Below are 13,937 nucleotides of genomic sequence, written 5' to 3'. Positions count from 1 at the left end.
TCGGGTGATCTTTTGAGTGGCCTTCAGTTACAAATGGCGAGGCGCAGGATCAGTGGTGCTCCCGGGTCGCGAGGAAGCGAATGTCTGGCCAGCGCTCCTCTGTCAGACCCAGGTTGACCCGGGTTGGCGCGAGGTAGGTCAGGTGTCCGCCGCCATCGATCGCCAGATTCTCCATCGCCTTGTTGCTGAACTCCTCGAGCTTTTTCTTGTTATCCGACTCGACCCAGCGCGCCGACCAGACGGTGACCGGCTCATATATGCACTCGACCTTGTACTCCTCCTTCAAGCGACTGGCGACCACATCGAACTGTAGGACGCCGACCGCGCCGAGGATAATGTCGTTGCTGCGCTCGGGGAAAAATACCTGGGTCGCACCTTCTTCGGCCAGCTCCTGCAGCCCTTGGCGTAACTGCTTGGACTTGAGCGGATCCTTCAGACGAACACGACGGAACAGCTCGGGTGCGAAATGCGGTATGCCGGTGAATCCAAGGCTTTCGCCCTGGCTGAAGGTATCGCCAATCTGGATTGTGCCGTGGTTGTGCAAACCAATGATGTCCCCAGCCCAGGCTTCTTCCAAGTGCTCGCGCTCGGCGGCAAAGAAGGTCAGGGCATCGGGTACCCGCAGCTCCTTGCCAGTACGCACGTGATGCAGTTTCATGCCCTTCTCGTACTGGCCGGAACAGATACGCATGAAGGCGATACGGTCGCGGTGCTTGGGGTCCATGTTCGCCTGAATCTTGAACACGAAGCCGGTAAAGGCGTCTTCGGCGGGCAGTACAGTGCGTTCGTTGGCGGCGCGCGGCAAGGGTGGTGGAGCCCAGTCGACGATCGCATCAAGCACCTGGTCCACACCAAAGTTACCCAGGGCGGTACCAAAGAATACCGGTGTCATCTTGCCGTCGAGGAAGGCCTGACGGTCGAAGTCGTGGCAGGCGCCCTGTACCAGTTCGAGCTCCTCGACGAAGCTGTCGTAAAGGTCGTCGAGATGTTCGCGGGCCTCGTCCGAATCCAGCTTGCTGATGATGCGGCTAACGGTGCGTTCATGCCCATGGCCGGTCTCGTACACGATGATCTCGTCCCGAGTCAGATGGTAGACACCCTTGAAGTCCCGGTAGCAGCCGATGGGCCAGGTAATGGGTGCAGCCTTGATATTCAGTACCGCCTCGATTTCATCGAGCAGTTCGATAGGGTCGCGTATATCCCGATCGAGCTTGTTCACAAAACTGACGATAGGCGTGTCGCGAAGACGACATACGTCCATCAGGGCAATGGTCCGTGGCTCCACGCCCTTGCCGCCGTCGAGCACCATCAGCGCCGAGTCGACCGCGGTCAGGGTGCGGTAGGTGTCTTCGGAGAAATCTTCGTGGCCGGGGGTGTCCAGCAAGTTGATCATGCATTCACGGTAGGGAAACTGCATGACCGAGGTACTTACCGAGATGCCACGCTGCTTCTCCATCGCCATCCAGTCGGACGTCGCGTGGCGGTCGGACTTGCGCGCCTTTACGGTGCCCGCCACGTTGATCGCCTGGCCCATCAACAGTAGCCGCTCGGTGATGGTTGTCTTACCCGCGTCGGGGTGCGAGATAATGGCGAAAGTACGGCGTTTGGCGACTTCGGCGGCGTTGTTGCTCATTGAGACCCTTGCTGAATAGCTGGCGTATTGAATTTAGCCGGCGATTATACCCCATAAGCCGGGTTGATCTCATGCCTGTGCCGCCATCTCTGCCCGGATCAGGCGGGACAGGGTGTCCTGTCCAGTCGGTTGGCACTGGCCCGCTCGATGCAGGCACTTAGCTGAGCGGTATCGGCATGCTGAAGATGCAGGCCAAGCTTGGTTCGGCGCCACAATATGTCCTCAACCGTGATTGCCCATTCGTGGGTTACCAGATACTCCACTTCTAGGGCATACAGACCAGCACCGAAATGTTCACCCAGATCGCCCAAGCTGGTGCAGTCGCGCAGCAGGTTCTGCACAAGCGTGCCATAGGTGCGCACCCAGCGTGCTACCAGTGTGGTTGGCAGCCATGGGCGGTGACGCGCGATATCTGCAGCAAGGGAGGCATGATCAGCAAAATCCCCTCCCGGTAAGCTGGCATAGCGTGTCCAGGCTGGCCCAGCCTCAGGAAAGAATTCGCCAAGGTTGTCAACTGCCGCCTCTGCCAGTTTGCGGTAAGTGGTTATCTTGCCGCCAAATACGGAGAGCAGGGGCGCCTGGCCAGGTGCAGCGTCCAGTTCAAAGCTGTAATCGCGGGAGGCTTTTTGCGCGGAGGACGACTCATCGTCCATCAGTGGGCGGACCCCGGAAAAAGTCCAGACTACGTCATCTTCTCTCAGCTTTTCACGAAAGTGATCGTTGACCACCCTGATCAGATAGCTGGTTTCGTCGGGGGAAATGCTCACTACGGAAGGGTCGTCCTGGTAGTCGACATCCGTAGTACCGATCAACGAGAAATCATCCTCATAAGGGATGACGAAAACGATTCGCCCATCCTCGTTCTGGAGGATGTAGGCTTGCTCGCCAATAGCCATCCGCGGCACTACGATATGGCTGCCCTTTACCATGCGTATCTGTTTGGGAGCGGGTTGCTGCAAGGCATCACTGAACAGACTGCTGACCCAGGGGCCGGCTGCATTGATCAGGGCGCGGCATTGATGTTGGCTGGTTTTGCCGGTTGACAGGTCCTGCAGGGTCACATGCCACATTCCGTCTACCCTCTCGGCCCGGATACAACGGCTGCGGGTGCGTATCGTAGCGCCTTGCTGACGTGCGGCCGTAGCGCAGAGCACCACCAGTCGCGCATCGTCTACCCAGCCATCGGAGTATTCGAAACCACGATCAATGCTCTCTACCAGAGGGCTGTCAGGTCCGAATCGCAAGCCGCGGGAGGCCGGTAGCAGTTCGCGCTTGGCCAGATGATCATAAAGAAACAGACCGATACGGATCATCCATGCTGGCCGAAGATGTGGTCGGTGGGGCAGGCGAAAGCGCATGGGCCACATTATGTGCGGAGCATTGCGTAGTAGCGCCTCCCGCTCGGCCAGGGCCTCACGTACAAGGCGGAATTCGTAGAATTCGAGGTAGCGCAAACCGCCGTGAATCAGCTTGCTGCTGCGCGAGGAGGTGGCCGAGCCAAGGTCGCCCATCTCACAAAGCAGCACCTTCAGGCCTCTCCCGGCAGCATCCATTGCAATACCGCTGCCATTGACGCCGCCACCAATGACGATGACGTCCTCAATTTGCTGCGCTGACTGAAGCTGTGACATCGAACAGACCTGATCGCTGATAAAAGTGTCGTTCAATAATACACATCAATGTGTATCAGGGTCATGCGCCTGGATGTTACGACACCCTTAGGAGTGTTGCAGCGCACTACGGCACGTAGCTTTGTATTGTCGTCTATGGCTCCAGATGTGGGCCGGGGACGCCCAGATGGTCCAGGAGCACCGGCAAACCGTGGACATGGCCCTGAGCGTAGTCGACACCAATCGCCGTGACCGTCGCCAGTATTTCCTGGTTGGATACGTGTTCAGCCACCACCTGCTTTTGCAGGTAATGACCCATCTCGGTAATGGAGCGCACCAGGGCAAAATCCACATCGCTGCTGGTGATATCCCGTATGAAAGTGCCGTCGATCTTGATGAAATCCACTGGTAGCCGCTTGAGGTAGGAATAGGACGATTGGCCTACACCGAAATCGTCCAGGGAAAAACGACAGCCGATACTGCGCATTTCAGCGATGAAGTCCGCGGCGTCTTCAAGATTGGCGACGGCGGTACTTTCGGTTATTTCGAAGATCAGCTTGTCGCGGGGTACCTGGTAGCGCACCAGGGCGTCAAATATGAAATCCAGAAAGGTCTCGTCGTTCATCGAGTGTCCGGACAGATTGATTGAAAAACCGCCAGACAGGCGCAATTGCTCAGGGTGCTCCATCATCCAGCGCAGGACAGTCTCGATAACCCAGCGATCTACCGAGCCCATGCGGTTATAGTCTTCTGCTGCTTTGATAAAGCCAGCCGGTGGCATGTGTTCGCCCTGGTCATCGATGACGGTCAGCAGGACTTCGTAGTGGGGCAGTTTCTGGCCACCAGCGCCGGCCAGCGGGGCGATCATCTGACAGCGCAGTTTCAGATTGTCGTCGTCAAGGGCGCGGTTTATGCGCGTAACCCAGGTCATGACCTCATCCAGCTGTTCGAGTCGCCCATCGCCGGGTAGTACCACCTGGATATCCTTGGAGCCGGCTCGTTTGGACAGCTCCGAGGCCGTTTCGACCGAGCGCAGGAGCTCCATGACCTTCTTGTTGCGGTGATCAAAACCGAGCATCGCGATGGCAGCGTGGATGACAAAACTCTGGCCGTTTTCGACAAAACGGTTGGTTTCTATCGCTGACTTGATCTCCACCGCAAGGCGGTAACCCAGGCTGTCTGAGGGCACCGGCAGCAACAGGGCGAACTGGTCTGCACCTACCCGGCCAATAATGGTCTCTTTCTCTTTCTCTTTCTCTTTCTCTGTGACAAGGTTTCCCGCGGTGCCAGCAATGGATCGCAGGCGTTCGGCAAGCTCGCGAAGAAACCGGTCCCCGGCTTCGTAGCCACAGGTATTGTTAATGACCTTGAACTGCTGGATGTCGATAAAAATCAGCGTATAGGTCTGTGTGGCTTGGCTGGCCCTCTCAACGCATTGGGCCAGGCGGCGTGAGAATTCCTTGCGGGTCTGCAGTCCGGTCAACTGGTCGTGGGAAGAGTCAAACGCCAGCTTGTCATACATTTTCTGGATCAGTGCATCCAGCCCCTGATCCACTGCGGGCAGGGCAGCCTCATGCATCGGCTCCAGACTGCCGTCACGCAGGCGCCTGGCAACGTCATCGAGGGGCAGGGCGAGACTGCGGGTACCCTGGCGGTTGGCGAACATGAACTGGTCGGTGTCCTCTGCTACCCACAACAACTGCAGCAGTTGGGTTGGAGTTGACTCTGATGTGACCTCAAACCATTGCCCGGTTTCCAGTGCCCGCGCGCGCTTTAGCCAGCGCAGGAGATGCTCATCAGTATCTGTCTGTTCAGCCAGACGTTTTTCCAGAACCTCGCTGTCCAGCTCGGCACCGGTGTAGTGCGCCATCGGGGTTGTAGGGGTGATGCCGGTATCTAGCAGGACACGCAGTGAGTCTGTGAGCGCATCCCTGGAATCTGTCCCCTGGGACACCCTGGACAGTCCGCAGGCCACGGGTTCGATCAGCTCGCTCGCGGAGCCTGCGGGTAGCTGATCAGGAGCACGCTCGGGTTGCAGGTACAGAAGAATCGCCTGAAGCGCCTCGATGGTATCAGCAAACTCCTTGCTGTCAGCGCCCTGGCGTAGACATGCCAGGCGCATGTATTCCCGCCAGCCCTGCTCCACAATATCTAGAATGACTATGGGTATGGCCCGGTCCAGCATGTACGTCAGCTCGCGTTCGACCCGTCGTGTGGCCTGAGTCAGGCGTTGCTGACCAGTGCATTTTTCCCTGATGCGCTGTCGGTTCCGATCGATGATGCGTTGCTCACGCAGCACCAGTTCCTCCAGTGCGGGCAATGCCTGGACGAACCCGTCGACATCGTCTTCGCTTCCCAGAATCTGTTGAATGGACTGACGGATCGGTTGGCGATTGGCGGTCAGGTTGATGCTGTCCTGATCCACCAGCAGCGCCAGATGGTTCATGGCCTGGCGGGCAGGGTGGGCGGGTGCATTGAACAGCTCGGGATCTGTCAGCATGATCCGCAACAGGGGGATTTGCAGGCTGTGCAGATCGTCCTGCAGGTCGTCGGCTACCCTTTCGCTGCTGGCGATGCTCTGGAACAGACCCTCGATCATCTCCACTGCGTCCAGCTCGCGCTCACACATCATATGACCCGCCGGCGCCGCATCAAGCAGTTGCTGCCTTAGTGACAGGGGTCTGTAAACCGCGGCTGTATTCAGTAGTCGCGCCTTCATGTTTCCAAGCGCCAGCATCGTCAGCACAGCGCTTTGTTCATCAAATTCAGGCATTTCTGCCGCGGCATCCGCGGGCGCGTACCACGCCGAGTTTGAATCGGAGCGGCGGTGCAGGGAATTGAGCCGGGTGACAACATTGAATGCACTGGCAGGCACTCGGGGTGACGAATCGGCGGTTCCCGGCTGGTCTGCTACCTGGGGCTTGTCTGGTGGTATCTCTGTTGGGCCCAGCTGGCGTGGTAGCTCGTTGTGCGTGGCTTCGGAGCGCGCCTGGTCGGCCAGGTAGCGGTTCACATCCAGGCGTGGCAGCACCCGGGCCTCGGTAAACAGGGTGTTCAGTTCGGTGTAAATCCCCGGCAGCTTGTCCAGAATATGGCTTTGAAACACGCGAAACACCACTTCTAGCACGGCATTTTTCAGGCCCAGGGGGCGGATGACCTCGGACAGGGTGTGGCACAAGGCGGCGGGAGAGAAGGGGTTGAACAGCCGATGCCCGGTTTTACTCGCAAAAGCAGCATCAATGCGCAGCTGCAGTTCGATCATCGCTTCGCGCACCTGGGAGTCTGCGCGCGAAACTGCCACTCGAACAACCAGCCAGTCCTCGAAGTCCTCTTTTTCCACCAGCTCCAGCGTGTTGCTCGCTGCCGGTTCGCGCGCCATCGGTTGCTTTGCGGCCTGATTGCCGGATGCGGCGTTCAGAACGGCTTGGTTTAGACGATTAACCACGGCAAGTAATACGCGTGGTCGTTGCCTGCGCAGTAGCGCAACAGCATCAAAAAACGGCTGCTGAGCATTCTGGTTTTTTTGACGGTCGGTTTCGAGCACCAGTGCCCCTTCCAGCTGGTCAAAATAGCCGGGAAGCTGAAGTTCGAGAAAACGACCGAACAGGCTTTGCGCCGCTCTGGCGAGCGTTTCTTTCTCTGCCGGATCCAGCATTTTGCTGGGGCCGGATGCAGTCTGGTTGGCTGTGCTTGCCGAGTTGTCGGCCAGCCCGGCAGCGCACTGCAAGGCGTAATAATGATCACTGCCGGGGTTAAGGAGGCGCAGGCCGGCGCCCTGGTCGGTAACCCGTGCGAGCTCGACCTCAAGTACTGTGCTGCGGCCTGCGCTGGTAAGGTGCAACTGCCCTGTAAGCGGTTGCTCGAGGGCGTGCTGGCCAAGTGAGTTCAATGCCTGCCTGCTTAGGCTGGCAAGTACGCCTGTCTGGCTGAAATCGCGGACCACGCAGGGATAATGGCTATGCAACAAGCTGAGTCGGGCATTGAATCTGGCGGCCTTTCTTGGCCAACTTCTCTTTTCCATGACGACACCCAAGGGGACTATAGACGAAGACGGTCTTATGCGGGTTTTGTCTCTCACGCGGGACTGTAATCTTGCTAGATTACTGTGAGTACGAATTAATTTGTTAATTTATTGACGCATGTGTTGTGATACTTTTCACAGGTGTTAGTATTTTGGCATAATAGCAGTTAGCTATATTTTGTGGCGACAATGTGAACCGTTTCATAAAGTGACAGTCGGATTGTTGCCTATGCAAAATCAAGGGATTGGAATGATAGATTGTAGTTTTCGCCAGTTAGCAGTCAGTATCGGTAAGCCTTTCGGGCTCCTGATTACCCTTTTCCTGTCGCTTTTCGCAATGGCTGGCCTGGTGAGAGCCGAAGCCGGTGCTTCTGCTCCTGCTAGCGTGGCTTTCTGGTACGCAGAGCAACCGCCCCTGTCGGAATTGTCCCAGTTTGATTGGGTCGTGTTCGAACCGGCACACGTGTCTGCAGCAGACGTCCTTTTCGTTACCGCGCAGGGCTCAGAGCCATTTGCCTATCTTTCCGTAGGTGAGCTTGATGAGCACCAGGCTCAACTGGATCCTGGTCTGCGCGACGAGGCAGCCAGTGAGGCGCGCAACGATAGCTGGAACAGTAGCGTGATGGATCTCACCAGCCCACGCTGGCGTAATCACCTTCTCGAGCGGGCCTCAGACTACGCTCGTCTGGGCTACAGCGGTTTGTTCCTTGATACCTTGGACAGCTTTACTCTCCTTCCCGAAGACCGACGCGCAGCCCAACGTTCCGCACTATTAAGTGTTTTGCAGGAAATAAATCGGCTTCATCCGCAACTCAAACTGTTTTTCAATCGGGGTTTTGAAGTACTTCCCGATATGCATAAGGGTGTTGCAGCCGTTGCAGTTGAATCCATTCATGCGGGCTGGAATGCCCGCAATCGGGCTTATAGTCCGGTGCCGGAAGAAGATCGCGCCTGGTTAGTCAATGCACTGCAGCCGCTGCGTGAGCGGGGCATTCCTATCGTTGCCATTGATTATCTGCCCACCGACCGTCGTGAAGAGGCACGGGAGCTGGCCGGTCGTCTCGTGGACGAAGGTTATGTCCCATATGTGGGGACGCCCGAGCTGGCAACGCTCGGTGTGAGCAGCATCGAAGTACAGCCCCGCCGCATTGCGCTGCTCTATGATCCCCGCGAAGGCGAGCTCACCCGAAGTGGGGGCTTCAGGTCTCTCGGCGGCTTGCTTGAGTACATGGGTTACCGCATTGATTACATGCCGGTGGATGATTCTCTTCCTGCCTCCTCGATGACCGGGCTCTATGCAGGGGCCATTATCTGGATGACCTCTGGCGCGCCGCCTGAAAGTGGCAAATTCAACAGGTGGATACTCAACCGGATGGAGGAGGGTATTCCGCTGGCATTCTTTCAGGGCCTGCCGGTAGATGACGCTGCCATTCTCAACAAATTCGGCCTGCAGCGTAATGGTGATCAGCCGGCTTCTGGCCTGAAAATGGTCAGCCATGACCCGCTGCTTATCGGTGAGTTCGAAGCCCCCCTGATCGTGCGTTCGCGGGGAATGATTGCCATCGGCACTCAATCGGCGTCCAGTTCAGACCACGCAGCTCTGGTGCTGGTTGACGACAATGGCCGCGAGCATACCCCTGTAGTGACGGGTGACTGGGGTGGTATAGCGCTGGCGCCCTACGTATTCGAGGGTGAGGACGACACCCGTCGCTGGATTGTAGACCCCTTCGCTTTTCTGCAAAAAGCCCTGCAGCTGGCCCCGTTTCCGGCCCCTGATGCGACCACTGAAAATGGCCGTCGAATCGCCACAGTGCACATCGACGGGGATGGCTTCCCGTCCCGTGCTGAAGTGCCCGGGACTCCCTACGCCGGCACCATTGTGCTGAACGATTTCATCAAGCCCTACCCACTGCTGACCTCGGTGTCCTTTATTGAAGGTGAGGTAGGACCCAAGGGAATGTACCCCTATCTGGCTCGCGAACTTGAGCCTATCGCCCAACGCATACTCGCCCATGGGCGCGTGGAGCCGGCTACCCACACCTACAGCCACCCCTACTTCTGGCAGGCCGAGAGAGAAATCCAGCGTGAGGGTTTTCAGGCTGACTACGGTCTGATGATGCCAATCCCGGGCTATGACACGATCGATTTTCAACGGGAAGTCATCGGTTCGCGCGATTATGTGCAGAGTCGGCTGGCTCCGGCGGACAAACCGGTCAACATGATCTTCTGGACTGGCGACGCGATCCCCGATGCTGCAACGATCAAGCTCGCCTACGACGCCGGCATGTTGAACGTCAACGGTGGAGAGACCCGGCTGACCCGTGCGGATCCCTCGCTGACCGGGTTGTATCCGCTGCTGCGTCCGACTTCAGGTGGGCTGCAGGTTTTCGCCCCCATCATCAACGAAAACGTCTACACCAATTTGTGGCAGGGGCCCTACTACGGCTTCCGCGATGTGATAGATACCTTCGAACTGACCGACTCGCCGCGACGCATGCGCGGTCTGCACCTTTACTACCATTTCTACTCCGGTACCAAGCCGGCGGCGATCAAGGTAATGGGTGATATCTATCGACATATGCTCGATCAGGAGCCGATATCCCTGTGGATGAGTGAGTATCTGATGCGGGCCCATGGTCTGCACACAGCTTCCCTGGCCCGCGCCTCAAATGGCAAATGGCACATCAGCGCGCTGCAGGGCTTGCGTACGGTACGGATTGATCCGGATATGGGGTGGCCAGACATGTTGGCCTCCACAGGGGTTGCAGGTGTGATTGACCTCCCGCAGGGCCGTTACGTCCATCTCAGTGATAATCGTGCAGTGCTCGCGCTGCAAGCCGTTCGCGACTCTGCTCCGGCCCTTGAAGAGGCCAATGTCCCCTTGACTGCCTGGCGGTATCTCGACGCCCGGCGGGTTGAACTTTCATTTGCCGGTGAGTTTCCCATCGCCTTCTCTGTCCGCTCCTCGTCCGCCTGTCGCCTAAATGTCGGTGGTCGGAAGATCAGCGGTCGTGCGGCAAATGGGCTCTGGCATTTTTCCCTATCGACTAAACAGGTGAGTGATGCGCAACTCGTCTGCGAGTAAATCCGTTCGGCTGGTCAGCCCCTGGACGCTCGCGTTTTCCGCTGCGGCAATAGGCGGTGTCCTGGTGTTGACCTACAACAGTGAGGACGTATTCCTCCCTGACGAGCAGGAGCGAGCCGACGATGTGTCAGCGAGCTACGCCGAGGTTCTTCTCGCTTCACGACCTGAAGATGACGAGTTGCGGCTTGATCTGGTTCAGCTGCTGGTCGACCTGGGACAGTACAGCCGCGCGCGACGTCACCTGCTGGGCTGGGAAAATCCAGATGTCGGCCAGATGGAATACTATCGGCTGAAGATTGATGCGCTCAGTGCACTGCACGGCCAGGATCCGAGTCGCTTGGAGCCAGCCCGTGCCCAGTTGATGGCATACGACCACCGGCAGTTGTCGGTGGAGCAGGCGCGTCACTGGGCAGACCTTGCGCTGCGCATGGAAATGCCCTGGTTGGCGGCTGACGTTTACCACTCGCTCGCACTTCGAGTACCGGAAGAGCACTTGCCTTACCTCAAGCGTGCTGCTCGCTGGTATCTGGCAAGCAACCAGTCTGGCAAGGCGGCGATGGTCTATCTGGATATCCTTGCAGCCAGCGAAGAGGTAGAGGATCGCCGATATTATCTGCGCCGCGCCTATGATGCACTGCTGGCTGTTGGTGCCGGTGATCAGGCTTCCAGACTGCTGGTCAGGGAGCGCGCCGAGCTGACTGATACCGAAGCGGACGCCGCCTGGCTCAAGCAGGGCGTTCAGATGGCAGTGGGTAGCCAGCGAATGGACCTTGCAGCCATTCTTGTCGCCCGCTGGCGTGAGCTTCAGCCCTATAGTGCAGAACCAGTCGACGCTCAGTTTCGCCTGGAGCTCGCCCAGGGCAACCTGCGTGAAGCCTGGGAAACTGGTGATCTGCTGCTGGCTCTGCGCCCCGAAGATCCGGACCTTCTGCGCCAGATGGCTCAACTTGGAGAATGGCTTGGTAATAGCCGCGCGGCCCTGGATTACTGGACTCAATACCTGAATTTGCGCGAGGATCCCCAGGCCCGCGAACACGCCTGGCGCCTGGCTTTTCAGTTATACGATTACCAGCAGGGGATAGCCCTGCTTGAGCCAACCGCGGGCGATCGCAGGCTCTCTGAAGAGAAGCTCGATGCGCTGGTATTCGGTTATGAGTCGCTGGGTCAGCCCGCACGCACCGAAGCCTGGTTGCGCCAGTATCTTCGCAGTTATCCCAGCCATCGCATGGCCTGGGTGCGTCTTCTGCAGAATCTGGAGCACACTCAGCAGTTCGAGGCACAGACCGCCGTCTGGGATGACATGGCCAGCCGCTTTGAGCTGAGCACTACCGAACGAATTGAATGGGCCAGCGCCTACTGGCGCATTTATCAGCCCGAGCGCGCCTGGGATATTCTCGATATCGACAACCGTAATATCGATGACCCTGAATACTGGCGGACCCTGGCTGGCCTCGCGTGGGAGCTCGAGCGTGACGACGAGTTGCGCAATGCCTACGAGCGAATGCTCGAGAAGGGCATTGCTCTGAACAGTGGTGAAGAGAGCGACCTGATCGAGCTCTATCGCCTGGAGCAGCCGCGCAAGGCGCTGGAGATGCTTCTGGCAGGCTGGCGCGAGCGGGGCGATCCAGGTTACCTGGTGATGGCGCTGGATATGGCTATCGTCCTGGGCGATATCGATCTTCTGCGTACCCTGCTAGCCGAGGCAGATGAACAACCCTCGGTGGCGCTCCGTCCTCAGGTCATGCTGGCCAGAGGCTGGCTGGCAGAGCGCGATGGCGATCTTGATACCGCGACGCGTATCTACCGTTCTGCCCTCGCCAGGTATCCAGGCAGCCCCTTGGTGCGCGAACGTTTGATGTGGTTCTTCATCGATCACCGTCGCACTGCAGACCTGCCTTTGATGACCCATCGCTGGCGAGCCTTTGCACGTCGTAACGGGAATATGTGGCTACCTTTTGCCGCCGCCAATCAGATGCTCGGCAGGCACGAAGAGGCCCTTGCGTGGTATCGCATGCACCTGCGCGCCAACCCCTACGACTGGCTTGCCCGAGCTGCTTACGTTGATGGCCTGGAAGCGGCGGAGCGTTTCGATCTGGCCCAGCGTCTACGCCACCAGTTGGTAGAGGAGTTCGAGACGCGCCCGGGCGATGCACCCCGTATGGCATTCGAATCGCCTGAAGTGGCGCCCCAGCGTTACGCAGTGTGGCTGCGCCTGTTGGCGGCCAGTCATTCGGGTCTGCGTTCAGAGAAGCAGGCCATGCAGTGGCAGGACGGTTCGCCGGCAATGTTGCAACTCTGGTTCGACCGCATGCTGACCCAACTGGATATTATCAACCAGCCGTCGCAGAAAGACGCCTGGCAAGCCTGGGGTCGAAGTCATGGCCTGGATATCAATGCTTATCACAGCATGCAGGAAGCTCTGCGTAACTATAACCGTGACATGCTCACCAAGCTGGTTGCCACGGGCGAACTTGATCCGGCTCAGAACGTCGAGGCGCTAGACCGCCTGGGCGAGGAGAGTACCGCCTTAGGCCTTGCACTGAGCCACTTGGGCGGCGGCAACCCGACTATTGTCGATCAGCAACTGCGTCGACAGGCCGTGGATATCCAGTCACGTATTCCCCAAGGCGCACGGATCGGCTGGCGCCGCGAAGACCTGGGGGGTGTCGAGCTCAGTGGCACCCACGCGACCATCGCCGGCAATGTCGCCGATGACTGGTACACCAGCGTTGATCTCGAGCGCCTGAACTACAAGGCTGACGACCTCGATAGCAGCGTACTGGGTACGGAAAAGAATGCCCGCGTCACCCTGAGCCGCAAGCTGGAAGACGGGCGTATTGCCTTGACAGTAGATAGCAGCAGCCGCGCCGATGAGGATCGTGTTGGCGTAGGCGCCTCGCGCACCTGGCAGTTGGGTGGGCGTGACCAGCTTGAAGTGGGTCTGGGTTGGAATCAGGAGAGCCTCGACAGCGGTTTCATGCGTGCCGTCGGTACCCAGGACTCGATCTACGTAGCCGGTATTCACGGATTTTCAGCACGAGATCAGCTTTCCTGGTCGATTGAACAGCGCGCCTACGGCACTCGTTATGGGCATAGCCTGGGTAACGGCACCGCCTTCAATATCGAGTTCAACCAGATCCAACGTTTTGAAGGGCCGACATGGGTGGCACGGGCAGGTATCGACTATCAGCGCAACAATCTGAGCCGTCGGCAGCTTGACGACCTTACCGTGGCAGATGGCGGACCAGTGGAGTTCGACGTGATAGAAGCGTCAGGACTCTTGCAGGAAGAGTACGGCCGGTTGTACGCCGGTACTTCATGGCGCAGGGGCTTCCCCGGCGCACTCAACCGTGGCCAGCCTGAGTACACATGGCTGGTGGACGTACAGGCGGGGTGGGACTGGGTTGATAGCCAGTTCACCTACGGTCTGAGCACCGGGGTCGGTTCGCGGGTCCTCGGTGATGACGAGCTGGCGTTGACCTTTGGTTATCAGTCGGAGCCGCGAGGCACCGATGCGGAGGCTGGCGGCATTCTGGAACTGACTTATAGCAAGAGATTCGGACGCTGATTATGTTATTCAAACAGGAG

Annotated in this window: 5 protein-coding genes; 2 read left to right on the top strand and 3 right to left on the bottom strand. The window is 58.4% G+C overall.

The features are described 5' to 3' along the window. Positions 1 to 49: 49 nt before the first annotated feature. From IEV54_RS12945 to IEV54_RS12935, 3 genes are all read right to left on the bottom strand, one after another. A complete protein-coding gene (locus tag IEV54_RS12945) occupies positions 50 to 1,633 on the bottom strand; it encodes a peptide chain release factor 3 (protein ID WP_150278040.1) in 1,584 nt (527 codons plus the stop codon). 98 nt (positions 1,634 to 1,731) lie between these two features. Next, the gene (gene glpD / locus IEV54_RS12940) at positions 1,732 to 3,264 is read right to left on the bottom strand and encodes a glycerol-3-phosphate dehydrogenase (protein WP_150278041.1); all 1,533 of its coding nucleotides are present in this window, start codon (positions 3,262 to 3,264) and stop codon (positions 1,732 to 1,734) included. A 133-nt stretch (positions 3,265 to 3,397) separates the two neighbouring features. Further along, on the bottom strand, positions 3,398 to 7,264 hold the full coding sequence (locus IEV54_RS12935) for a DUF1631 family protein (protein ID WP_150278042.1): 3,867 nt from the start codon (positions 7,262 to 7,264) through the stop codon (positions 3,398 to 3,400). Between the two features lie 250 nt (positions 7,265 to 7,514). Here IEV54_RS12935 and IEV54_RS12930 point away from each other — a divergent pair, with 250 nt between their 5' ends. Further along, positions 7,515 to 10,349 (top strand): bifunctional glycoside hydrolase/polysaccharide deacetylase family protein, encoded by a 2,835-nt coding sequence (locus tag IEV54_RS12930; RefSeq protein WP_150278043.1) that lies wholly within the window; start codon positions 7,515 to 7,517, stop codon positions 10,347 to 10,349. Next, positions 10,327 to 13,917: a tetratricopeptide repeat protein gene (locus IEV54_RS12925; RefSeq protein ID WP_150278044.1), complete on the top strand. Its 3,591-nt coding sequence runs from the start codon at positions 10,327 to 10,329 to the stop codon at positions 13,915 to 13,917. The genes IEV54_RS12930 and IEV54_RS12925 overlap by 23 nt, the downstream gene beginning before the upstream one ends. Positions 13,918 to 13,937 lie beyond the last annotated feature (20 nt).

Source organism: Halopseudomonas salina (assembly GCF_014637955.1).
GTDB classification, from domain to species: Bacteria; Pseudomonadota; Gammaproteobacteria; order Pseudomonadales; family Pseudomonadaceae; genus Halopseudomonas; species Halopseudomonas salina.
Note: the sequence above shows the minus strand (reverse complement) of the source record. Positions and strands in the feature narration are given on the sequence as shown.

Coding starts and splice junctions, on each gene's coding strand:
- IEV54_RS12945 (WP_150278040.1), bottom strand. CDS start 1,633: ATGAGCAACAACGCCGCCGAAGTCGCCAAACGCCGTACTTTCGCCATT.
- IEV54_RS12930 (WP_150278043.1), top strand. CDS start 7,515: ATGATAGATTGTAGTTTTCGCCAGTTAGCAGTCAGTATCGGTAAGCCT.
- glpD (WP_150278041.1), bottom strand. CDS start 3,264: ATGTCACAGCTTCAGTCAGCGCAGCAAATTGAGGACGTCATCGTCATT.
- IEV54_RS12925 (WP_150278044.1), top strand. CDS start 10,327: ATGCGCAACTCGTCTGCGAGTAAATCCGTTCGGCTGGTCAGCCCCTGG.
- IEV54_RS12935 (WP_150278042.1), bottom strand. CDS start 7,264: ATGGAAAAGAGAAGTTGGCCAAGAAAGGCCGCCAGATTCAATGCCCGA.